The following is a 22604-nucleotide window of genomic DNA, read 5'->3' as shown; positions in this document are numbered from 1 at the left end:
TGCGAGATAAATTTCGAAAGGATTTTCGCATGGCCACCGTCAAGGTCGACAAGAGCAATTTCCAGGCGGATGTGCTCAACGCCTCGCAGCCCGTCGTCGTGGATTTCTGGGCCGAATGGTGCGGCCCCTGCAAGATGATCGGTCCGTCGCTGGAAGAGATCGCCAACGAACTCGGCGACAAGATCAAGATCGCCAAGCTGAACATCGACGAGAACCCTGAGCTTGCCGCCCAATTCGGCGTGCGCTCGATCCCGACGCTGATGATCTTCAAGGGCGGCGAAGTCGCCGACATGAAGGTCGGCGCCGCGCCGAAGACCGCGCTGTCGCATTGGATCAATGGCAGCCTCGCCTGATCCTGTAGGAGTTTCTGAAGTTAAGCCCGGCCCTGGCGCCGGGCTTTTCTTTGGCGTTATCGCCTGACCTCTCTGGCCCTCGCGCCTGAAGGCTCCATGTCTTCTGCTTGAGGCTGGACAGGAGAGACAGAATGACCGGATCCGCCAAGGCCACCGTCTTCATCGACAACGAGCGCGTCATCGTCACCGAGTATCGGTTCCAGCCCGGCGACAACACCGGCTGGCATCGCCACGGCCACGACTATGTCGTGGTGCCGCTGATGGACGGCAAGGTGAAGCTGGTGACCAAGGACGGCGAGAGTTTTGCTGAAATGAAGAAGGGCGCGCCCTACTTCCGCAAGGAAGGCGTCGAGCACGACGTCATCAGCGCCAATGACGGCGAATACGCCTTCATCGAGATTGAGCTAAGGTGATGGCTTGCCATCCTCTGCCATCTTGATGGCTCGTCCTAGAATAAATGGGGGATATATTTTCTCGAAGGTATTTTGAAATGGCCGAACCCCGGCTTTCCGTCCGCAGCGCAAAAGCACGAGATCTTGCGCATCGTCTTGCTCATCGCGAAAACCGCTCGATAGCGGATATAGTCGAACGCGCGCTTGAATCCTATGAGATTCGGGAGGCGGGGCGAGAACAGGCGTCCACCTTCTACTCCCGCCTGACGGCAAGCAGTGGCGCGGATATCGATCTGGAAGAAATCATCCGGAAAAGCCGCAAGGTCCATACAGGGCCGGAGCTTTGATCCTCGTCGACACCAACACAGCTCACCAGTCGGCGATGCGGTCGCCTCCGGTAAATTGCGCGCTTTTGGCGGTGTATTCGAACAGCTCTATCTTCACGCCGTTGGGATCGCGGATCCAGGCCTGAAAAGTGTCGTCGCAGGCGTGCTTCTTGGCGGTAACGTCGATGCTCTTCGATTTGATGTGGGCGATCGCCGCGTCTAGATCTTCGACCTCAAGGCAGAAATGATTGATCTGGTTCTGCTCGCTATATGCAGTGCCGTCCTTCTGGAACACCTCGACATGGCTGCGGCCGCCGCAATTGAGGTAGAAGCCGAAGATCTTGCCGTCGCGCAGGAAATTGAACCGGGTGTCGAGGCCAAGCACGTCGCGGTAGAAGCTTCGCGTCGCTTCGAGGTCGTGCGCAAAGATGCAGACATGGGCGAGCTGCTTGACCTTGATCATGTTCGGCTCCTCGCAGTGAATAGCTTCAGGTCGGCGGCGTGCCGTTCTCGGCCAGCACCGCGCCGGCAAGATACAAGGAACCGCCGATCAGGATGCGCGGCGCCGGCCCATCCCAGGTGTCGCGCAACAGCATCAGCGCGCTGGCGACGGAACTAACCGGTTCAGCGGTGAGGCCGGCTTCGGTCGCCCGCACCGCCAGCTCGTCATTCGGCACGCCGGCATCGCTCCTGCTCACCGGCACGGTGTAGACGTGCCGAGCCAGGCCCTTGAAGGCGTGGAAGTAGCCGCTCTGGTCCTTGGTGTTGATCATGCCGGAGATCAGAAACAGCGGCCGCGGGTTCTTTTCCTCCTGCTCGGCCAGCGCCTCGGCAATGACGATGCCGGCGCCCGGATTGTGGCCGCCGTCGAGCCAGATGTCGGCGCCCTTGGGCGCCAGCTCCATCAGCCGGCCCTGTACCAGTTTCTCCATGCGGCCCGGCCATGCGACGCTCGCCATCGCCTTCTCAGTGGCGCGATGACTGATTTCGAAACCGGCGGCCTTGACGGCGGCAATCGCTGCCGCCGCATTGGCGAACTGGTGGCGCCCGGGCAGGCGCGGTGGCGGCAGGTCCATCAGCCCGTCCTCATCCTGATAGACCATGCGGCCGTTTTCCTCGAAGGCGAGAAAATCCTGGCCGTAGACGAAGGTCGGGCAATCCAGCCGCTCGGCGGTTTCGATCAGCACTTGCAGCGCCGTCTCGCTCTCCTGCGCGCCGATGACCACCGGGCAGCCGCGCTTCATGATGCCGGCCTTTTCGGCGGCGATCAGTTCGACCCGGTCGCCGAGATAGGCTTCGTGATCCATCGACACCGGCATGATCACCGACACCGCCGGCCGGGCAACGACATTGGTGGCGTCGAAGCGGCCGCCAAGGCCGACCTCGATGATGGCGGCGGCAGCCGGATGTTCGGAAAACAGGATGAAGGTGACGGCGGTTAGGATTTCGAAGACGGTGATCTTCTGGCCTTGATTGGCCCGGGCGACGCGGGCGATGGCCTCGGCGAAGGTCTCGTCGTCGACCAGCCGGCCGCCGCCCTCGGCCGCCAGTCGGTAGCGCTCGGCCCAGTTCACCAGATGCGGCGAAGTGTGGACATGGACAAGGTGGCCGCCGGCTTCGAGCAGCGCGCGCGAAAAGGCCGCGCACGAGCCCTTACCGTTGGTGCCGGCGATATGGATGACCGGCGGCAGCCGCTCCTGCGGATTGCCGAGGCGTTCGAGCAGCCTTGTGATGCGGTCGAGCGAAAGGTCGAAGCCTTTCGGATGCAGCGCCATCAGGGCTTCGATTTCACGATCTGCGGCAAGCGTTGTCATGAGCGAATCCTACGCATGCGCGCAGGTGCACGCAATCGCGGTTTGCGGCCAGAAATGTCGCGTCAGGCCTGCGGGCGGGCTTCCGTCGGGATGACCGACGGCGGCAGGATTTCCGGCTCCAGCGGCTTTTGCTCCTGCGGCAGTTTGAGCAGGATTTTCAACAGCCGTGAAATCGTCTCGCGCAGTTCCAGCCGCGACACCACCATGTCGACCATGCCGTGCTCCATCAGATATTCGGAGCGCTGGAAACCGTCCGGCAGTTTCTCCCGGATAGTCTGTTCGATGACGCGCGGGCCGGCGAAGCCGATCAGCGCGCCGGGCTCGGCGATATGCACGTCGCCCAGCATGGCGTAGGAGGCGGTGACGCCGCCGGTGGTCGGGTTGGTCAAGACGACGATGTATGGGAGGCCGGCTTCCTTCAGCCGATCGACGCCGATCGTGGTGCGCGGCAACTGCATCAGCGACAAGATGCCTTCCTGCATACGCGCGCCACCGGAGGCGGCAAACAGGATCAGCGGCCGCTTGCGCTGCAAGGCGACCTCGAAACCGTGCACAATGGCGTCACCCGCGGCCATGCCGAGCGAGCCGCCCATGAAGGCGAAATCCTGCACGGTCACCACAACCGGCAGGCCCTCGACCGTGCCCAGCGCATTGATGATGGCGTCTTCCAGGCCGGTCTTGGCCTTGGCGTCCTTCAGCCGGTCCGTGTAGCGCTTCTCGTCGCGGAACTTGAGCGGGTCCTGCATGACCTTGGGGTTCTCAAGCTGCTCGTATTTGCCGTCGTCGAGGAAGAATTTCAGCCGTTCCTTGGCCGAAATCTTCATGTGATGGCCCGATGACGGGATGACGAACTGGTTGGATTCCAGGTCCTTGTGAAACACCATCTCGCCGGTCTCGGGATCCTTGATCCAGAGATTCTCGGGCATGTCGGTGCGCCGGCCGAGCATCGAATTGATCCTCGGGCGAACGTAATTGGTGATCCAGTTCATCGCTTCGGCTCCTGTCCTGACGAAGAGTTGGCTCGTGCATGTCGCCCAAAAGTGGGAACCGGTTTTGGGATAACGACTTGCACAAGGCCTAAGTAGGGAAACTATTCGGCAGCAGCAAGGCGGGCCGAACGCACGCCCTGAGACAGTCCGCTGACCAGGGTGGCGACGGCCTCGGCCGGGTCGGCGGTCTTCTCGCCCTTCGGTCCCAACACATTGGCGACCGCGTTGACGATCGCGGTGCCGACGACGACGCCATCGGCATTGGCGCCGATAATGCGCGCCTGCTCGGCGGTCTTGACGCCGAAGCCGACGCAGACTGGCAAGTTGGTGTGGCCCTTGATGCGCTTGACCGCGGCGGCAACCTTGCCGGTGTCGGCCAAAGCCGAGCCGGTGATGCCGGTCATCGACACGTAATAGACGAAGCCCGACGTATTCTGCAGCACCTTGGGCAGGCGCTTGTCATCGGTGGTCGGCGTTGCCAGGCGGATGAAGTTGATGCCGGCCTTCAGCGCAGGGATACAGAGTTCCTCATCCATCTCCGGTGGCAGGTCGACGACGATCAGCCCGTCAATGCCGCTGGCAATCGCGTCCTTAAGGAAGCGGTCGACGCCGTAGATGTAGATCGGGTTGTAATAGCCCATCAGGACGATCGGCGTCTCATTGTCGCCAGCGCGGAAATCAGCCGCCGTCTGCAGCGTCTTGACCAGCGTCTGGCCACCTTTCAGCGCGCGCAGGCCCGCGGCCTGGATCGCCGGGCCGTCGGCCATCGGATCGGAAAACGGCATGCCCATTTCGATGATGTCGGCGCCGGCCTTCGGCAGCGCCTTCATGATCGACAAAGCGGTGTCGTAGTCCGGGTCGCCGCTCATGAAATAGGTAACGAGCGCCGGGCGTCCCTCGGCTTTCAGTTTTGCCATGCGGCGGTCGATGCGGGTCACCATGATCAGATCTCCATGCCCAGCATCGAGGCCACTGTGTGCACATCCTTGTCGCCGCGTCCCGACAGGTTGACGATGACGATCTGGTCCTTGTCCATATCCGGCACGATCTTGACCGCATGCGCGATGGCGTGCGCGGATTCCAGCGCCGGGATGATGCCTTCGACGCGTGTCGTCAGCTTGAAGGCTTCCAGCGCCTCGTCGTCGAGGATCGGCACGTATTCGACGCGGCCGGAATCGCGCAGCCAGGAATGTTCGGGGCCGACGCCGGGATAGTCGAGGCCGGCTGAGATCGAATGGCCGTCGAGGATCTGGCCGTCGGCGTTCTGCAAGAGATAGGTGCGGTTGCCGTGCAGCACGCCGGGCGCGCCGGCATTCATCGAGGCGCAATGCTCGATGCCGTCAAGGCCGCGGCCGCCGGCTTCGATGCCGATGATGCGGACTTCTTTGTCATCCAGGAACGGATGGAACAGGCCGATGGCGTTCGAGCCGCCGCCGACAGCGGCGATGATGGTGTCGGGTAGCCGGCCTTCCTGTTCGAGGATCTGGGCGCGCGCCTCGATGCCGATCACCGACTGGAAGTCGCGCACCAGCTCCGGATAGGGATGCGGACCTGCGGCGGTGCCGATCAGATAATAAGTGTCCTCGACATTGGTGACCCAGTCGCGCAACGCTTCGTTCATGGCGTCCTTCAGCGTGCCGTGACCGGCGGTCACCGGCCGCACTTCGGCGCCGAGCAGCTTCATGCGGAAGACGTTGGGGCTTTGGCGGGCGACATCGGTGGCGCCCATATAAACGACGCAGGGAAAGCCGAAGCGCGCCGCGACCGTGGCCGCGGCAACGCCGTGCTGACCAGCGCCTGTCTCGGCGATGATGCGCTTCTTGCCCATGCGCTTGGCCAGCAGGATCTGGCCGAGGCAGTTGTTGATCTTGTGCGAACCGGTGTGGTTCAAATCCTCGCGCTTGAAGTAGACCTTGGCGCCGCCCCCGAGGCCCTTCGCCGAGGAAACCTCACGAAGATGCTTGGTCAGGCCTTCGGCGAAATAGAGCTTTGACGGCCGCCCGGCATAGTGGGTCGACAAATTGGTCAGCTCAGCCTTGAAGTCCGGATCGTTCTTGACCTCGTTCCAGTGCCGCTCCAGGTCGAGGATCAGCGGCATCAGCGTCTCGGCGACGAACCGGCCGCCGAAGATGCCGAACATGCCCTGTTCGTCGGGTCCGGTGCGGAAGGAATTGGGTGTCGCCGGCTTGTTCATCGCCGATCTCCTGGTCTTGGTTCTGAGCATGTCTTATCGGAAAACCGGTTCCCACTTTTCCGGAACATGCTCGGGTTCGAAAGAAGTGCTCAGGCAGCGCGGTCGTCGCGCGCGGCCCTGACGGCCCGGAAAAACTGCTCGATCAGCGCCGGATCCTTGACGCCCGGGCCGCTTTCCACCCCCGACGAAATGTCTATCGCGGGCGGATTGGCGGATCTCAGGGCATCGCCGATATTGGCGGCGTTGAGCCCACCGGAAAGCATGTAATCGAGCCCGGCGTCAAGGCCGGCCAGGATGCGCCAGTCAAAGGCGACGCCATTGCCACCCGGAAGTTGCGAGCCCTTTGGCGGCTTGGCATCGAACATGAAGCGATCGGCAACGCCGATGAACGGCTGTAGCCGCTCGAGATCGGCAGCCTCACTGACGGAGAACACCTTCATGACAGGCAAGCCGTAGCGGGCTTTCACCTCGGCCACCCGCTCGGGCGTCTCCGTGCCGTGCAGTTGCAGCATGTCGGGTCGCATCTTTTCGACGATCTCGTCCAGGAAGGCGTCATCGGAATCGACCGTCACGGCAACCGCCAGGGCCTTGCCGATTGCCGCCTGGCGCAGGCGGCCGGCTGCCGCAGGCTCGACATAGCGCGGGCTCCTGGCAAAGAAGATGAAGCCGACATGGCTGGCGCCGCCGGCCAATGCCGCGGCCATTGCATCATCGGTCTTCAATCCGCAGATCTTGATATCGAGCGCCATGGCGCGGGGATTGGCACGAAACCGGCCAAGAGTCGAGAAAAAGCATGCTGTTTGCCGGCAACGCCAAAGGCGCTACCTATTGATGGGAGAAGCAAGGCGGAGCAGACGAATGGCCGACCAGAGCATAGCCGAACTCCGGCAGAAGATCGCGCAAGCGCGCGACGTCATCGCGCATCTGATGCAAAAGGCCGCCTTCGACGGGGCAGAAGCGCACCGGGTCCTGGATTATTTCGGCAGCGATGCGTTCGAGCAGAATTTCCTGCCATGGCCGCGCCATGGCGACGAAGGGCTGCGGCCTGAAGAGCTTAATGCGGCCAATGATGATTGAGCGCGGCGCCGGCGCAGGCTAATCGAACACGATCGCCTGCAGCGCGCCGCCATTGCGCTTCAGCCAGTCCTTGCAGCGGTCGGTATCGGGACAGAGCTGCTCGCACAATTTCCAGAATTTCGGGCCGTGGTTCATCTCCTTGAGATGCGCCACCTCATGCGCGACCAGGTAGTTTATCACCGGCGTCGGCGCCATCATGATGCGCCAGGAGAAGGACAGATTGCCATCGGAAGTGCAGGAACCCCAGCGGCTCGACGTGTCCTTGAAGCGGATCGCCTTGGCGCGCTTGCCGATGGCCTCGGTATGCTTGACCACCAGCTTCTCGATGTCCTTCTTGGCCTCACGCTTGAGGAAATCGGCGATGCGGCGCGGCAAATGTATCCGCTCGCCATGGACGATCAGCAGCGGACCGCGCTCGTCGCGCGACACGGTGACGGTGCCGCGTTTCGACGGTTCGTGGACGATGCGATGCGCGACGCCGCGTATCGGGATCTTGATGCCGGGGCGCACTTGCGGCCGTGTCGGTACCTTGGCCAGACGCTGCTCCAGCCAGTCCTGGTGGCGGTGAAGGAATTTCTCCACCTCGCCGCGGCGCAGGCCCGGCGGCACGGTGATGCGCAGCCCCTGGCCGCCCGAATCGATGCGCAACGTCAGCCGCCGTGCGCGGGCGCTCTCGACGATCCTGAGCGGCAGTGTGCGGCCGGCAACGACGTGCTCTCGCTCTTCGACAGGCGAGGGTTTTGGTTTGGTCAGGTTGCGGAAAAAGCCGAAGGACATGGCTGAACGATACGCGATTCGAGGAAAACGACCAGAACAAAAAAGAAACGGCGCCGCTCGCGCGACGCCGTCCATCATGCCAAGGCCTGTCTTACAGCGCCGCGCGTCTCTGACGCGCACAGGACGCTGTAGCACTCTAATTTGGCGCATGAACCTTTCCGAAAATCGGTTCCGATTTTCGGGGTCATGCGCGCAGCCTCAGTCGTCAAGCAGGTTCGGGCCCTTGCGCTTGGGGGTCGCGGGCTTGGCCGTTTCGGCCGAGCCTGTTTTCGCAGGCGCCGTCGACTTGTTGCGGTTGGCCATGAAGCGGTCGAACTCGTCCTGGTCCTTGGCGCGGCGCAATTCGCGGGCGTACTCATCGAACTCGCTCAGCATCTCGTCGAGCTTGCGACGCTCTTCGGCGAGGCGTTCGAGTTCCTTCTCGCGCCAGTCGTCGAAAGCGACATTGCCGGTGCGAGCCGAACCGTGGCCCCAGCGCGCGGCCTTGTCGGAACCGCGGCGGCAGCCGGCGAAGATGCCGTCCGTGGCGCGGTTGACGTCGCGCTTGAAGCCGTCAAGCCGGTCGCCCCAGATGATGTAGGCGAGCATGGCGAAGCCAAGCGGCCAGAACACCATGAAGCCGATCACCATCAGCGCGATGGTCGCCGGCGTCCAGGCCGGGCGGATCAATGCGGATGTGTTCATTTTCTCCCATTCCTTCGGTTGGAGACAGCCAAGGGCGGCTGCGTGGATTCGAAATGGGATGAGAAAAACGGCGATTCAAGACGACGTCCGCCAAAACCGGACAAGGGCCTGAAATGATTACCGCTTTTTGAGCGCTTCGAGGAAAAGCACGACCAGGCCAGCGACCAGGCCCCAGAAGGCGGCGCCAACGCCGAACAAAGTCAGCCCCGACGCGGTGACAACGAAGGTGACAGTAGCCGCCATGCGCTGGTCCTCGTCCTTGAGGGCGATCGACAGCGCGTTGGCGAGCGATCCCATCAGCGCCAGGCCGGCTACCAGAACGATCAGGCTCTGCGGCAGGACGGCGAAGATAGCCACCAGCGAGGCGCCGAAAACCGCGAAAATCAGATAGGCAAGTGCATAGAAGGGTCCGGTCTTCCAGCGCTCGGCCGGGTCGGGATGGACGTCCGGCCCGGTGCAGATCGCCGCAGAGATCGCGGCCAGATTGGTGGTCGAGCCGCCAAACGGCGCCGACAGCAGCGAGAACAGGCCGGTGACGCCGATCAGCGGGCCGGGTTCGGGGTGATAGCCGGCGGCGCGCAAGACGGCGAGACCCGACAGGTTCTGCGACGCCATGGTGACGAGGTAGAGCGGCAGCGCCAGGCCGATGACAGCTGCGGCGCTGAAATGCGGGGCAATCAGCGTCAGCGTCGACAGTTCCGGCGCCGGCAGTCCGCCGACGCGGCCTGTCAGGAAGGCGGCGATGCCGCCGCCGATCAGCACCGCCAGCACCGACAGCGCCGGGTTGAACAGGCGAATGACGAAGAAGGCCGCGATCAGCGGCAGGATCAGCCAGGGATCGACCGGAATGGTCTTGACGGCATTGAGCGCGAAGGTGACGACGATGCCCGCCAGCATGCCGGACGCGACTGACGCCGGTATCCTTGATATCAGCTGGGTCAGCGGCTTGAACAGACCGGTGGCGATCAACATCAAGCTGGTGACGATGAAGGCGCCGACCGCATCAGCCATGGTAAACCCGCTCGATGCCGCCATCAGCGCCAGGCCCGGTGTCGACCAGGCGGTGATGATGGGTATTTTCGTGCGCCAGGACAGCCACAAGCATTCGATCGCCATCGCCACGCACACTGCCGTCACCCAGCTCGCGGTTTCGGCTTGCGTGGCGCCAACCGCCTTGGCGGCGGCAATGACGACGGCCAGCGTGCCGCCGAAGCCGACGATTGCCGCGACAAAGGCGGATATCGGGACGGAAATGCGCATTCTCGCCTACCCCGCCCGCTGAACCATGTCGCCCACCGCCCTCAGCAGCATGTCGAGATCCTGCGGCCGCGACAGGCGGTGGTCGCCGTCGGGAATGAGCGACAAGGTGACGTCGTCGGCCGGCAGCAGCGAGACCAGCTTCAGCGCATGGCTTGCCGGCACATCGGCATCGGCCAGGCCCTGCAGGATGTGGGCGGGGCAATGGGTATCGATCGGCCCGGTCATGACCCGGTTCGCCCTGCCGTCCTCGATCAGCGCGCTTGTGTAGATGTAAGGCTCGGCGGAATAGTCCGAAGGTTCTTCGAAAAAGCCTTTCTCCCGGAGGTCGCGCCTCTGTTCCTCCGTCAGAGCCGGCTCGACCAGCTCGGCGGTGAAATCCGGCGCCGGCGCGAGCAGCACCAGGCCAACCACATTGCTGTCGCCCGCCTTGCGCAGTTCCTGCACCATGCGCAGCGCGATCCAGGCGCCCATCGACGAGCCTACCAGGATTTGCTTGCCCTCGGTGAAACGCCGGAAGACGGCGAGGCTCTCGCCAAGCCATTTCGAAATGGTGCCGTCGGCAAAGGCGCCGCCGGATTCGCCATGGCCGGAATAATCGTGGCGCAGATACGCGCGGCCTTCCCTTGCCGCCCAATCCGACAGCGTCTGCGCCTTCGTGCCCAGCATGTCGGATTTATAGCCGCCGAGCCAGACGATGCCGGGCGTTGCGCCCGAGGAATGGCGAACCGCGATATCAATGCCGTCGACATCCAGCAGGGTTGGGGTGGTCGCGGTCATGGCTGTGGATCAATCCTGGTTCTGGGGGCCTGATTGCGGGAGCCTGATTTTCCTCGCCGGTCTTTTGACACAGGCACAGGCGAGGCGGAAAGTGCTCGCGACATCCTTTGTTTGGTGCAGGCCTGCGATCAGGGTGATTTTCTGTCAGCGCTGTGCTATTGACTCCGCCCGCGCGCTCACCACATTGGCGCGTCCCGAACATTTCTAGATTTGAACCCTGAACGAAACGGCCAAGGAGACCACGACCATTCGCAGACCTTTCAAAGCAGCGGCGCCCACCAAGGATGGCCCGCGCTCAAACCGTGATATCCGGGTTCCCCGGGTCCAACTGATCGACGCCGATGGCCAGAACCGCGGCGATATTTCCATCAACGACGCATTGCTGCTCGCCGAAGAGGCAGGGCTCGATCTGGTCGAGATCTCGCCCAATGCGGTGCCGCCTGTCGTCAAAATTCTCGATCTCGGCAAATTGAAATACGCCAACCAGAAGAAGGCGGCCGAGGCGCGCAAGAACCAGAAGGTCATCGAGATCAAGGAGATCAAGATGCGCCCGAACATCGACAGCCATGACTACGAAACCAAGATGAAGGCCGTGCGGCGCTTCTTCGAGGAAGGTGACAAGGTCAAGCTGACGCTGCGCTTCCGCGGCCGCGAGATGGCGCATATGGAACTCGGCATGCAGCTCCTGAACAAGGTGCGCGAGGAGACGGCTACCATCGCCAAGGTCGAAGCCGAGCCGAAGCTGGAAGGCCGCCAGATGATGATGGTGCTGGCCCCGCGCTAGATCAGTTCGGGCGTTGCGCTCTAAATCCGCCTGAATCCTGTCTCATGGCGTCCCGGCGATCGGCGGGACGCCGATTCTCCTGTCCAGACGCCGCGATCGCCGGCAAAGCTTCTCGACGATCGGATTCCCGACATGGCCAATGAAATCAACCCTGCGCCCATCAAGGAGCTGGGCGGCTACCAGCACATGCGCCGGATGGTGCTTGCGGTGCTGGTGGTGGTGCTGTTTGCGGCACTGCTGTTCGGCCAGTCGACCTTCCCGCCCGATACCCCGGTGCATGAAACGATCGAGATGGTCGGCGTGCTGCTGATCTTCCTTGGCGTCGTCGGCCGCTTGTGGTCGACACTCTATATCGGGGGGCGCAAATCCTCCGAAGTGGTCACCGGCGGACCCTATTCGATCACCCGCAATCCTCTCTACGTGTTCTCGACCGTTGCCGCCGCCGGCGTCGGGGCGCAGATCGGCTCGTTCTCCGGCATCGTCCTGTTTGCGCTGTTGTGCGCCGGCGCCTTCCACATCGTCATCCTGCGCGAGGAACGGTATCTCAAGGAGGTTCTCGGCGCGCCCTACACAGCCTATCTGGCGCGGGTGCCGCGTTTCTTCCCCAAGCTGTCGCTCTACCAGGAAGGCGACACCGGCAGCTTCAAGCCGCGCCTCTTGCTGACCACCTTGCTCGACGGGCTGGTGTTTCTGGTGGCGTTGCCGGTGTTCGAGACCATCGATGGCGCCCAGCAATCGGGCATTCTGCCGGTGCTGTTCAGGCTGCCCTGATCGCGGACAGAGCGTCGCAGCCGCTCGGGTGTTGCGCGCCAGCCCGCTTTGACGTATAGGACCGCCGTTCCAAGAAAACCGCCCGGCAGGGCATGCCGTGGCGGTTTCATTTGCTTTTCGGGCTTTGGTCCGCCCGAAGCGAACAAGAAGCGCGATTGTGCGCCACCAATACGGAGTAGCAAAATGCCCAAGATGAAGACCAAATCGGCCGCCAAGAAGCGGTTCAAGATCACAGGTACGGGTAAAGTCCTGTCGGCTGCGGCCGGCAAGCGTCACGGCATGATCAAGCGTTCCAACAAGTTCATTCGAAATGCCCGCGGCACGATGGTTCTGGCTGAACCGGATGGCAAGAAGGTCATCAAGAATTTTCTGCCGAACGGCCTCTGAGCATTCGGTTTCAGGAACAGCGTTTAAGGAGATCATGACATGGCACGCGTAAAAAGAGGCGTCACCTCGCACGCCAAGCACAAGAAGGTCCTGAAAGCCGCGAAAGGCTTCTACGGCCGCCGCAAGAACACCATTCGCATCGCCAAGCAGGCGGTCGAAAAGTCGATGCAGTATGCGTATCGCGACCGCAAGAACCGCAAGCGCTCGTTCCGCGCGCTGTGGATCCAGCGCATCAACGCCGCGACGCACGAGCATGGCCTGACCTATGGCCGCTTCATCGACGGCCTCAACAAGTCCGGTATCGAGATCGATCGCAAGATCCTGTCCGACATGGCCATCCATGAACCGCAGGCGTTCGCCGCACTCGTGGCCAAGGCCAAGGTCGCGCTCGAATATCTGAAGAACACCACCCCGAATGCTTTTGAAAGCGCTGTCGCCTAGAGCATGATGCCAAAAAGTTGCTGACTTTTTGGACAACATCATGCTCAGGGAAATTTAGCGAGGAGCGCGATCTTTCCGAAAAGTCTGCAACTTTTCGGGATCGGGCTCCGAGCCCAGCGCTTCCCAGCATTCGCAATTCTGATTGGGGAACCCGCGCTGGCACGGCTGGCGCGGGTTTTTCTTATGGCTGAACTTTCAACTTGAAAGTGACTTTCACCTCAAAGTTGACTCCCAACACAGCGAGTTTGACCGTGAACGACATAGCTACCGGCTTGGATACTCTCGAAAACTCCCTGCTTGCCGACGTCGCGTCGGCCGCCGATGAGGCTGCTATCGAAGCCGTGCGCGTCGCGGCTCTCGGCAAGAAGGGGTCGATCTCGGAATTGCTGAAGACACTGGGCGCGATGAGCGCCGAGGAGCGCCAGGTCAAGGGCCCCGCGATCAACGGCCTGAAGAACCGCGTCACCGAAGCGCTGACGACACGCAAGGCCGAGCTGAAGGATGTTGCTGTCACTGCGCGCCTCGCCGCCGAGACGGTCGACGTGACGCTGCCGGTGCGGCAATCGCCGGCCGAGCGCGGCCGCATCCATCCGATCAGCCAGGTCATCGACGAGATCGCGGCGATCTTCGGCGATCTCGGCTTTGCCATCGCAGAAGGTCCCGATGTCGAGAGCGACTATTACAATTTCACCGCGCTGAATTTCCCCGAAGGGCATCCGGCGCGCGAGATGCACGATACCTTCTTTTTCCAGCCGGACGAGAAGGGCGAGCGCAAGCTGTTGCGCACCCACACCTCGCCGGTCCAGATCCGCACCATGGAGAAGCAGAAGCCGCCGATCCGCATCGTCATTCCGGGCAAAACCTACCGGCAGGACTCTGACGCCACCCACTCGCCGATGTTCCATCAGGTCGAGGGTCTGGTAATCGACAAGTCGGCCAATGTCGCCAACATGAAGTGGGTGCTGGAGGAGTTCTGCAAGGCGTTCTTCGAGGTGCCGCAGGTGAAGATGCGCTTCCGGCCGTCGTTCTTCCCGTTCACCGAGCCGAGCCTCGAGGTCGACATCCAGTGCGACCGCTCGCGGCCCGGTGAGGTGCGATTCGGCGAAGGCTCCGACTGGATGGAGATCCTCGGCTGCGGCATGGTCCACCCCAATGTGCTGCGCGCCGGCGGGCTCGATCCCGACGAATATCAGGGCTTTGCCTGGGGCATGGGCATCGACCGCATCGCCATGCTGAAATACGGCATGCCGGACCTGCGCGCCTTCTTCGACGCCGATGTGCGCTGGCTGTCGCATTACGGTTTCAGGCCGCTCGACATGCCGACGCTGTTCGGAGGTCTTTCCGCATGACGGCGCCGCACACGGGTGGCTGCCGCTGCGGCGCGGTACGGTTCGAGGCATCAGTCGAACCGCACCATATCAGCTATTGCCATTGCGGCGATTGCCGGCGCGCCAGCGGCGCGCCGGTGTCGGCCTTTGTCGGCTTCCTGACCGAGCAGGTGGCTTTCACCGGCAAGGCGCTGAAGATGTACGAGAACGGGCCGGTGACGCGCTCGTTCTGCGGCATTTGCGGCTCGCCTATCGCCTATGTCGACGAGCGGCTGGAAGACCACATCTATTTCATGCTGGGCGCCATGGACATGCCGGCCTATTTCCGGCCGACGCACCATGCCTATGTGCGCGAGCAGCTGCCCTTCGTGCATATGCCCGACGACTTGCCGCGCCATTTGAAGACAAGCGTGCCCAGACCCGATGGACAAGGTCCGGGCGGGTACAGACAAAACGGAACACAGTGATGAAACTCACCCTTTCCTGGCTCAAGGATCATCTCGACACCGACGCCACGCTCGACGAGATCGTCGAGAGGCTGACCTCGATCGGCCTCGAAGTCGAGCATGTCGACGACAAGGCCGGCCTGAAGCCGTTCGTCATCGCCAAGGTGCTGACGGCGGTGCAGCATCCCGACGCCGACCGGCTGCGGGTGCTGACCGTCGACACCGGCAATGGCGCAGCCCCTGTCCAGGTGGTGTGCGGTGCGCCGAATGCCCGCGCCGGCTTGATCGGCGCCTTCGCCGCGCCCGGCGCCTATGTGCCCGGTATCGACGTGACGCTGACCGTCGGCAAGATCCGGGGCGTCGAGAGCCATGGCATGATGTGTTCCGAGCGCGAGCTGGAGCTGTCGGATGAGCACAATGGCATTATCGACCTGCCGGCCGATGCGCCTGTCGGCACCAGCTTCGCGGCTTACGCGCATCTCGACGATCCGGTGATCGAGATCAATCTGACGCCGAACCGGCCGGATGCGACCAGCATTTACGGCGTCGCCCGGGACCTGGCGGCAAGCGGGCTTGGCCGGCTCAAGACCGCGCCGGTCGAAGCGGTCCTTGGCAAAGGTGAAACGCCGGTCAAGGTGACCATCGAGGCGCCGGAGCTCTGCCCCGGTTTCGCGCTGCGCCTGGTGAAAGGCGTGAAGAACGGGCCGTCGCCGAAATGGCTGCAGCAAAGGCTGATCGCCATCGGCTTGCGCCCGATCAGCGCGCTGGTCGACATCACCAACTACGTCACCTTCGACCGTGGCCGGCCGCTGCATGTGTTCGATGCCAAGAAGGTCGCCGGCAATCTCGTCGTGCGCCGCGCACGCGACGGCGAGAAGGTGCTGGCGCTTGACGGGCGCGAATACACGCTGACGCCGCAGATGTGCGTGATCGCCGACGACAATGGCGTCGAATCGATCGCCGGTGTCATGGGCGGCGAGCATTCCGGCTGCGACGAGAACACCACGGACGTGCTGATCGAATCCGCTCTTTGGGATCCGATCACCACGGCCCGCACCGGCCGTACGCTCGGCATCATCACCGATGCCCGTTACCGTTTCGAGCGTGGCGTCGACCCGGAATTCATTGTGCCCGGCGTCGAGCTGGCGACAAAGCTGGTGCTGGAGTTCTGCGGCGGAGAGCCGACCGAGACGGAGGTGGTCGGCTATGCCGGCTACAAGCCGAAGATCGTTTCCTTCCCGATCTCGGAAGTGAAGCGGCTGACCGGCATCGAGGTGCCGAAGGCGGAAAGCCTCGACATCCTGACCCGCCTCGGCTTCAAGCCGTCAGGCTCGGGCGACGTCGTCGATGTCGCTGTGCCGTCCTGGCGTCCTGACGTCGACGGCAAGGCCGACCTGGTCGAGGAAGTGATGCGCATCCACGGCGTCGACAACATCGCGCCGCAGCCGCTCGGCGCGCATGACGCGGTCAACTCCAAGATACTGACGACGCTGCAGGTTCGCACCCGCACTGCCAAGCGCTCGCTCGCCGTGCGGGGCATGCTGGAGGTTCTCACCTGGTCGTTCATCCCGGCCAAACACGCCGAACTGTTCGGCGGCGGCCAGACGGCGCTGAAGCTCGCTAATCCGATTGCAGCCGACATGTCCGATATGCGGCCCTCGTTGTTGCCCGGCCTGATCGTCGCCGCGCAGCGCAATGCCGACAAGGGCATCGGCGATGTCGCGCTGTTCGAGGTCTCCGGTACCTATGAGGGCGACGGCCCCGACCAGCAGCGGCGCGTTGCCGCCGGTGTGCGCCGCGGCACCGCCAAGCTCGACGGTTCCGGCCGCAGTTGGGCCGGCAATTCCGGTCCGGTCGGCGTGTTCGACGCCAAAGCCGACGCGATTGCAGCGCTGGAAGCCTGCGGCGCGCCGGTCGACAGGCTGCAGATCGAGCCAGGCGGTCCGGCCTGGTATCATCCCGGCCGCTCCGGCACGATCAAGCTCGGCCCGAAGACAGTGCTCGGCACCTTCGGCGAGTTCCACCCGAAGACGCTGGAGGGGTTGGACGTTTCCGGACCGATCTGCGGTTTCGAGGTCTATATCGACGCCGTGCCCGAGCCGAAGGCCAAGCCGACGAAAACCAAGCCAAAGCTGGAGCTGTCCGCCTTCCAGGCGGTGAAGCGCGACTTTGCTTTCGTCGTCGACAAGACGGTGGAGGCCGGCGCGCTGGTGCGCGCGGCGCTCGCCGCCGACAAGAAGCTGGTCACCGGCGTTTCGGTGTTCGATGTGTTCGAGGGGGCATCTCTCGGGACCGCCAAGAAGTCGATTGCCATCGAAGTATCTATCCAGCCGGTTGAAAAGACGCTCACCGACGAGGATTTCGAGGCGCTGGCCAAGCGCATCGTCGACAATGTTGGCAAGCAAACGGGCGGCATGCTGAGAACGTAGAGCGGCTAACGCCGCCCTACGTATTTCGACTTCACGCAATTCTTAGGGAAAGCGCGTCTTAGGGAAAGCGCGGCGCGCTTTCCCAGTAAAACCGCTACACACTTTTCCTGGAATTGCTTCTGAGGATTGCCGGCAGTTGCGAATCGCTCTCCAAAGGGCGATGGACCATCTGCGCTATTCCGGTCTGCCGTTCGAAGCCCAGCGCGAAGCGTTTCTCGCCATGGTGTTGGCGGATGCGCTCGTCAGCGACGCGCTGGAGCGGGCCCGCACGCTGGCGTTGCCGGACTGGCTGGTGGTGTCCGGCGCGCTCTACAACAGCGTCTGGAACCACCTGACCGGCAAGGCGCCGGGCTACGGCATCAAGGATGTCGATCTCTTCTACTTCGATGACAGCGACCTGTCCTACGAGGCCGAGGACGCGGTCATCCGTCGAGCCGCGCAGCATTTCGAGGGGCTGGCTCTGCCGGCCGAGGTGCGCAACCAGGCACGGGTGCATCTGTGGTATCCGCAGAAATTCGGCCAGCCCTGCCCGCGCTATACGAGTTCCAGCGAGTCGGTGAGCTATTTTGCTTCGAAGACGCATGCGGTCGGGGTGCGATACGATGCCGATGGGCAGCTTGAGGTCGTGGCGCCGTTCGGGCTGGATGACCTCTTCGCGTTTCGCATCACGCCCAACCGGCTGATGGATAACAGGCGCACGCATGAGGCCAAGGGGGCGAGGGCGAAGGCGTGCTGGCCGGAGATTACGGTGGTGCCGTGGTGAGACTTACCCTCCCCGTTGTGGGGAGGGTCGGCTCGCTGTCGCAGCGAGGCGGAGACAGAGAGACGGGGTGGGGGTGCGCCTCACGAGGACCCCCACCCCGATCCGCTTCGCGGATCGACCCTCCCCACAAGGGGGAGGGTAAAGGCACTCACCCATTCACCAGCGCCAACAGCTCCTCCGTATAGCGCTTGCCAACCACCTTGTCCGGCGACAGCGCATCGCCGATCGCCGCGACCTCAGCCGCGCTCAGCTCGATCCCGACCGCCGCCGTGTTCTGCTCGAGATGGCGTATCTTTCTTGCGCCGGGGATCGGCACGATGAAGTCGCCCTGGTGCAGCACCCAGGCCAGCGCCAGCTGGGCCGAGGTGACGCCTTTTTCCACCGCCAGCTTTTCCAGCGTCGCAACGACCTTGGCATTAGCGGCCATGGCGTCGGCCTGGAAACGCGGCAAGGTCCGGCGCCAGTCGTCGTCGCTGAGGGCCTCGGGCTTGGCGATGGTGCCGGTGAGCAGGCCGCGACCGAGCGGGCTGTAGGGGACGAAGCCGATGCCGAGTTCGCGGCAGACATCGAACACTTCGTCTTCGGGGTCGCGGCTCCAGAGCGAATATTCACTCTGCACGGCAGCGATCGGATGCACGGCGTGCGCCCGGCGGATGGTGGTGGCACTGACCTCCGACAGGCCCAGCGCCCGCACCTTGCCGTCGCGCACCAGTTCCGCCATGGCGCCGACCGTGTCCTCTATCGGCACGCCGGGATCGACGCGGTGCTGGTAGTAGAGGTCGATGACATCGGTATCGAGCCGTTTCAGCGAGGCTTCCGCCACTGCCTTGACGTGCTCCGGGCGGCTATCGACGCCAACCATACGTTCGAGGCCTGAGCCTTCCTCGGAAATCTTGAAGCCGAATTTGGTGGCGATCGTCACCCTGTCGCGCACCGGCTTCAACGCCTTGCCGAGAAGGATCTCGTTCTCAAAGGGACCATAGACTTCGGCGGTGTCGAAAAACGTCACGCCGATCTCGACAGCGCGGCGCAGCGTGGCGATTGCGTCCGCCTCGGCCTGACCGCCATAGGCGAAGCTCATGCCCATGCAGCCGAGGCCGACGGGGAAGACTTCGAGTTCAGTACCAAGTTTGCGGGTTTTCATGGCGCGTCTCCTTGTTGCGATGAAAGAGAGATAGCGCTTGGCTTTACGTTCGATAATTGGCTGTCATTCGCACGGGCTGTTCTATAAAATAGAGCAATGAACCGAGCGCATCTTTCTCAACTCGCTGTACTGGCAACAGTCGCCCAATGCGGCAGTTTTCGTGGCGCGGCGCGCGAACTGGCGATAGCGCCCTCGGCAGTGAGCCATGCCGTGTCCAGCCTGGAGGCGCGGCTCGGCGTGCGGCTTTTGGCGCGCAGCACCCGCAGCGTAGCGCCAACGGAAGAGGGCGCGCAGTTGCTCGAACGGCTGCGGCCGGCGCTGTCCGAGATCGATCTGGCGCTGGAAACGGCGATCGAGGCGCGCGACCGGCCGGCCGGGAACCTGCGGCTGACCGTGCCGCGCACCGCGGCCCACCTGGCATTGACGCCCAGGCTCGGCGGCTTTGCCGCGGCCTATCCTGACATCGTGCTGGAAATCGTCATCGAGGATCGCTTCACCGACGTCGTCGAAGGCGGCTTCGATGCCGGCGTGCGGCTCGGTGAGAGCCTGCAGCGCGACATGATCGCGGTGCGCATCGGACCGGACCTTCGCGGCGCCGTGGTCGGCGCGCCATCCTATTTCGCGACCATGCCAAGACCCCGCCATCCGCGCGATCTTGCCGACCACCGCTGCATCCGCTTCCGTTTTTCCAGCGGCATTCTTTACCGCTGGGAATTCGAGAAGGATGGCGAAGAGATCGAGATCGCGGCGCAAGGGCCGCTGATCCTCGACGAAGACCATCTGATCGCCCAGGCGGCGGTCGACGGCGCTGGGCTCGCCTTCGTCTTCGACGATTATGTGCGCGCGCCGCTCGCCGACGGTCGCTTGATCCGCGTGCTGGAAGACTGGTGTCCGCCCTTCGACGGTTTCTTCGTCTACTACCCCAGCCGCCGCCAGATGCGCCCGGCGCTGCGGGCGTTTGTGGATTTCTTCAAGGTCGGTGGTTAGCCACCTCCCCCTAGTGGGGAGGGTCGATCCGCGTAGCGGATCGGGGTGGGAGTCTTCGTAGGGCGCTACCCCCCACCCCGTCGCTTCGCGCCGACCCTCCCCACAAGGGGGAGGGTGGAAGAAAGCCCAGCTGCCATTCGTTCACCAACCATGCCGGCATTCATCACCAACAACTCAACCCGCTACGGCTGGGCGGCGATCGTCCTCCACTGGCTGATCGGCATCCTGTTCATCGGCCAGTTCATGCTCGGCTTCATCATGGTGCGGTTGACCAGCCAGCGCACCGCCTTCGAGCTGATCCAGCTGCACAAATCCTTCGGCTTCCTGCTGCTCGGCCTCCTCATCCTGCGCATTGCCTGGCGGCTCGGCAATACGGCCCCGGCCTTGCCGGCCTCGGTCGGAGGCCTGGAGCGTCGGACGGCGCCGCTGGCGCATCTGGCGCTTTATGGCTTCCAGCTCGCGGTGCCGCTGTCCGGCTGGGCACTGGTTTCGGTGTCGATGCTGGAGATACCCAGCATGCCGTTCAACCTGTTCGTGATGCCGAACCTGCCGCTCGGCGTGTCCGATGCGGCGGAAAACTTCTGGGCGATAGCACACTGGTATCTCGCCTATGTCGGCATTGCCTTGGTCGCGCTGCATGCACTGGCGGCACTGCGGCATCATTTCTGGCTCCACGACAGCGTGCTCACGCGCATGATCACGCCTTCGTCAGATCAGGACATGGAATAGGGCGCGCCGCGCATTCGTTCATTGGGGTGAGGGCGCAAGACTTCGCCTGCCTCAGAAGGACAAACCCATGTATGCGCGCATCTTCGGATTGGCGGCTGTTGCCGTTTGCCTTGCAATGCCTGTCTCCGCCGCTGTGGACCTCGGCGACGCCGCCGGCACCTACACGGTCAACCCGGCCAGCTCCAGCATTCGCTTCTCCATCGGCAAGGTCGGTGGCGGCGGCCTCAACGGCGCCTTTGGCCGCTTCAAGGGCTCCATCCGCATCGACAACAGCGATGTCGGCCGTTCCGCGGTCAACTTCACCATCTATCCCGAAAGCGTCGGCACCGGCCAGGGCCGCATCGATGCCTTCCTGCGCTCCGATGCGGTGTTCGACGTCGCCAACAGCCCCGAAATCCAGTTCCGCTCGACCAGCGTCACCCGCACCAGCGACACCACGGCGCTGGTCAGCGGCCGGCTGACGGCGCGCGGCAAGACGTTTGCGGAAAAGTTCACTGCCGAGCTCGGCGGGCTGAAGGGTGGCGTCATTACGTTCCACGTCACCGGCAAGGTGCTGCGCTCCCGCTACGGCATGGATGTCGGCACGCCGATCTATTCGAATATCGTCGATTTCGACATGACGCTGACGGGCAAGCGAGGCTAGCAGGACCAGCGATCCGCATTGGCTTTTCCCGCAATTTCGGGCAAACCTCCTCGCCTGTAAATCGATAGGAGAAGCCTGATGTTCCGATGGGGTGTTTTGTCGACGGCCAAGATCGGCCGCGAGCAATTGTTGCCGGCAATCGTCGAGGCCGAGAATGGCGTTTTGTCCGCGATCGCCAGCCGCGACCTGTCGAAGGCCGAGGCCCTGGGCGAGCGGTTCGGCGCCAGACATGCCTTTGGTTCGTATGAGGAGCTGCTCGCTTCGAAAGACGTCGACGGCGTCTACATCCCGCTGCCGACCTCGCAGCATGTCGAATGGACGGCCAAGGCCATCGAAGCGGGAAAACATGTGCTGGTGGAGAAGCCGCTGGCGCTCGACGCCAAGGACATCGCGCCGCTGATGAAGCTGCGCGACCAGAAGAAGGTGCTGGTCTGCGAGGCCTTCATGGTCATCTACCACCCGCAATGGATCAAGGTGCGCGATCTCATCGCCGATGGCGCCATCGGCCGGCTGCGCCATGTGCAGGGCGCCTTCTCCTATTACAATGTCGATCCCACCAACATGCGCAACCAGCTCGATCTCGGCGGCGGCGCGCTGCCTGATATCGGCGTCTATCCGACGGTGTCGACGCGGTTTTCAACCGGCAAGGAGCCGCTCCGCGTGCAGGCGACGATCGAGCGCGACAAAAAATTCGGCACCGACATCTACTCCTCGATCCGCGCCGATTTCGGCGACTTCGAACTGTCCTTCTACCTCTCGACGCAGATGGCGGCGCGGCAGGTGATGGTGTTTCACGGCGAGAAGGGTTTCATCGAGGTGTTCTCGCCGTTCAATGCCGGGCTCTACGACCATCACCGCATCGAACTGCACAACCAGAACCATACGGAGGCGCAGGTGTTCCGCTTTCCCGGCACCCAGCAATACCGGCGCGAGGTCGAGACGTTTGCCAGGGCGGCACAGGGCGGCAAGGAGCGTGTCTTCACGCTGGAGGAGTCCGTGCTCAACCAGAAGGTCATCGACGCCATCTTCCGCGCCGGCGGCAAGGAAGGCTGGGAGGCCGTCTGATACACCAATCTTAGCCGGTAATTTCATGGGAGAAGGGCGTCCGC

Annotated in this window: 27 protein-coding genes; 16 read left to right on the top strand and 11 right to left on the bottom strand. The window is 63.2% G+C overall.

The window, feature by feature from the left end; genetic code table 11:
- Positions 1–29 precede the first annotated feature (29 nt).
- The 3 genes from trxA (at position 30) to NKH38_RS10215 (ending at position 1092) form a co-directional block, all read left to right on the top strand.
- Entirely contained in the window at positions 30–353 is a 324-nt protein-coding gene (trxA, locus tag NKH38_RS10225) for a thioredoxin (protein WP_023672297.1), read from the top strand.
- A 131-nt stretch (positions 354–484) separates the two neighbouring features.
- Positions 485–766: a cupin domain-containing protein gene (locus NKH38_RS10220; protein WP_023696001.1), complete on the top strand. Its 282-nt coding sequence runs from the start codon at positions 485–487 to the stop codon at positions 764–766.
- 77 nt (positions 767–843) lie between these two features.
- On the top strand, positions 844–1092 hold the full coding sequence (locus NKH38_RS10215) for a type II toxin-antitoxin system VapB family antitoxin (RefSeq protein WP_352759365.1): 249 nt from the start codon (positions 844–846) through the stop codon (positions 1090–1092).
- 22 nt (positions 1093–1114) lie between these two features.
- Here the strand turns inward: NKH38_RS10215 and NKH38_RS10210 are convergent, their stop codons facing one another.
- From NKH38_RS10210 to NKH38_RS10185, 6 genes are all read right to left on the bottom strand, one after another.
- Positions 1115–1534 (bottom strand): VOC family protein, encoded by a 420-nt coding sequence (locus NKH38_RS10210; protein WP_352759368.1) that lies wholly within the window; start codon positions 1532–1534, stop codon positions 1115–1117.
- A 25-nt stretch (positions 1535–1559) separates the two neighbouring features.
- The gene (locus NKH38_RS10205) at positions 1560–2885 is read right to left on the bottom strand and encodes a bifunctional folylpolyglutamate synthase/dihydrofolate synthase (protein WP_352759370.1); all 1326 of its coding nucleotides are present in this window, start codon (positions 2883–2885) and stop codon (positions 1560–1562) included.
- 62 nt (positions 2886–2947) lie between these two features.
- Positions 2948–3874, bottom strand: a complete 927-nt coding sequence (gene accD / locus NKH38_RS10200) for an acetyl-CoA carboxylase, carboxyltransferase subunit beta (protein ID WP_023687437.1) — start codon at positions 3872–3874, stop codon at positions 2948–2950.
- 101 nt (positions 3875–3975) lie between these two features.
- A complete protein-coding gene (trpA, locus tag NKH38_RS10195; protein ID WP_023687438.1) occupies positions 3976–4815 on the bottom strand; it encodes a tryptophan synthase subunit alpha in 840 nt (279 codons plus the stop codon).
- A 2-nt stretch (positions 4816–4817) separates the two neighbouring features.
- Positions 4818–6068 carry a tryptophan synthase subunit beta gene (trpB, locus tag NKH38_RS10190; RefSeq protein WP_023672290.1) on the bottom strand — a complete coding sequence of 417 codons (1251 nt, stop codon included), beginning with the start codon at positions 6066–6068 and terminating at the stop codon, positions 4818–4820.
- An 89-nt stretch (positions 6069–6157) separates the two neighbouring features.
- Positions 6158–6817, bottom strand: coding sequence for a phosphoribosylanthranilate isomerase (locus tag NKH38_RS10185; RefSeq protein ID WP_352759374.1), 660 nt, complete (start codon positions 6815–6817; stop codon positions 6158–6160).
- Between the two features lie 109 nt (positions 6818–6926).
- Between NKH38_RS10185 and NKH38_RS10180 the strand changes: the two genes are divergently transcribed.
- The gene (locus NKH38_RS10180) at positions 6927–7145 is read left to right on the top strand and encodes a hypothetical protein (RefSeq protein ID WP_023672288.1); all 219 of its coding nucleotides are present in this window, start codon (positions 6927–6929) and stop codon (positions 7143–7145) included.
- 18 nt (positions 7146–7163) lie between these two features.
- Here NKH38_RS10180 and NKH38_RS10175 read toward each other — a convergent pair whose 3' ends face one another.
- The 4 genes from NKH38_RS10175 to NKH38_RS10160 form a co-directional block, all read right to left on the bottom strand.
- Positions 7164–7922 (bottom strand): M48 family metallopeptidase, encoded by a 759-nt coding sequence (locus NKH38_RS10175; RefSeq protein ID WP_023702070.1) that lies wholly within the window; start codon positions 7920–7922, stop codon positions 7164–7166.
- A 198-nt stretch (positions 7923–8120) separates the two neighbouring features.
- Entirely contained in the window at positions 8121–8606 is a 486-nt protein-coding gene (locus NKH38_RS10170; protein WP_023672286.1) for a DUF2852 domain-containing protein, read from the bottom strand.
- Between the two features lie 117 nt (positions 8607–8723).
- Entirely contained in the window at positions 8724–9866 is a 1143-nt protein-coding gene (locus tag NKH38_RS10165) for a benzoate/H(+) symporter BenE family transporter (RefSeq protein ID WP_352759379.1), read from the bottom strand.
- Between the two features lie 6 nt (positions 9867–9872).
- On the bottom strand, positions 9873–10643 hold the full coding sequence (locus tag NKH38_RS10160; protein ID WP_352759382.1) for an alpha/beta hydrolase: 771 nt from the start codon (positions 10641–10643) through the stop codon (positions 9873–9875).
- 247 nt (positions 10644–10890) lie between these two features.
- On the opposite strand from NKH38_RS10160, the gene infC reads away from it, so the two are divergent.
- From infC to NKH38_RS10120, 8 genes are all read left to right on the top strand, one after another.
- On the top strand, positions 10891–11427 hold the full coding sequence (infC, locus tag NKH38_RS10155; RefSeq protein WP_023744911.1) for a translation initiation factor IF-3: 537 nt from the start codon (positions 10891–10893) through the stop codon (positions 11425–11427).
- A 132-nt stretch (positions 11428–11559) separates the two neighbouring features.
- Complete coding sequence (locus NKH38_RS10150; protein ID WP_023755491.1) at positions 11560–12198, top strand: methyltransferase family protein; 639 nt, start codon at positions 11560–11562, stop codon at positions 12196–12198.
- Positions 12199–12381: 183 nt separating this feature from the next.
- On the top strand, positions 12382–12585 hold the full coding sequence (rpmI, locus tag NKH38_RS10145) for a 50S ribosomal protein L35 (protein WP_006201248.1): 204 nt from the start codon (positions 12382–12384) through the stop codon (positions 12583–12585).
- Between the two features lie 39 nt (positions 12586–12624).
- Entirely contained in the window at positions 12625–13026 is a 402-nt protein-coding gene (gene rplT, locus NKH38_RS10140) for a 50S ribosomal protein L20 (RefSeq protein WP_023672281.1), read from the top strand.
- Positions 13027–13277: 251 nt separating this feature from the next.
- Entirely contained in the window at positions 13278–14375 is a 1098-nt protein-coding gene (gene pheS, locus NKH38_RS10135; RefSeq protein WP_023696008.1) for a phenylalanine--tRNA ligase subunit alpha, read from the top strand.
- On the top strand, positions 14372–14821 hold the full coding sequence (locus NKH38_RS10130; protein ID WP_023672279.1) for a GFA family protein: 450 nt from the start codon (positions 14372–14374) through the stop codon (positions 14819–14821). The genes pheS and NKH38_RS10130 overlap by 4 nt, the downstream gene beginning before the upstream one ends.
- On the top strand, positions 14821–17229 hold the full coding sequence (gene pheT, locus NKH38_RS10125; RefSeq protein WP_023703775.1) for a phenylalanine--tRNA ligase subunit beta: 2409 nt from the start codon (positions 14821–14823) through the stop codon (positions 17227–17229). Before NKH38_RS10130 ends, pheT begins: the two co-directional genes overlap by 1 nt.
- Before the next feature lie 160 nt (positions 17230–17389).
- Positions 17390–17992, top strand: a complete 603-nt coding sequence (locus tag NKH38_RS10120; RefSeq protein WP_023672277.1) for a nucleotidyltransferase family protein — start codon at positions 17390–17392, stop codon at positions 17990–17992.
- Between the two features lie 148 nt (positions 17993–18140).
- Here the strand turns inward: NKH38_RS10120 and NKH38_RS10115 are convergent, their stop codons facing one another.
- Positions 18141–19136 carry an aldo/keto reductase gene (locus NKH38_RS10115; RefSeq protein WP_023703777.1) on the bottom strand — a complete coding sequence of 332 codons (996 nt, stop codon included), beginning with the start codon at positions 19134–19136 and terminating at the stop codon, positions 18141–18143.
- 96 nt (positions 19137–19232) lie between these two features.
- Here NKH38_RS10115 and NKH38_RS10110 point away from each other — a divergent pair, with 96 nt between their 5' ends.
- From NKH38_RS10110 to NKH38_RS10095, 4 genes are all read left to right on the top strand, one after another.
- The gene (locus tag NKH38_RS10110) at positions 19233–20123 is read left to right on the top strand and encodes a LysR family transcriptional regulator (protein WP_023728836.1); all 891 of its coding nucleotides are present in this window, start codon (positions 19233–19235) and stop codon (positions 20121–20123) included.
- A gap of 150 nt (positions 20124–20273) precedes the next feature.
- The gene (locus NKH38_RS10105) at positions 20274–20852 is read left to right on the top strand and encodes a cytochrome b (RefSeq protein WP_023714486.1); all 579 of its coding nucleotides are present in this window, start codon (positions 20274–20276) and stop codon (positions 20850–20852) included.
- Positions 20853–20919: 67 nt separating this feature from the next.
- A complete protein-coding gene (locus NKH38_RS10100) occupies positions 20920–21495 on the top strand; it encodes a YceI family protein (protein ID WP_023714485.1) in 576 nt (191 codons plus the stop codon).
- 78 nt (positions 21496–21573) lie between these two features.
- Complete coding sequence (locus tag NKH38_RS10095; protein WP_352759389.1) at positions 21574–22560, top strand: Gfo/Idh/MocA family protein; 987 nt, start codon at positions 21574–21576, stop codon at positions 22558–22560.
- The last annotated feature ends 44 nt before the right edge of the window (positions 22561–22604 follow it).

It is taken from the genome of Mesorhizobium sp. M1078, assembly GCF_040318615.1.
In the GTDB taxonomy this organism is placed as follows: Bacteria; Pseudomonadota; Alphaproteobacteria; order Rhizobiales; family Rhizobiaceae; genus Mesorhizobium.
The sequence above is the reverse complement of the archived record's forward strand: the minus strand, read 5'-3'. Positions and strand labels throughout refer to the sequence as shown.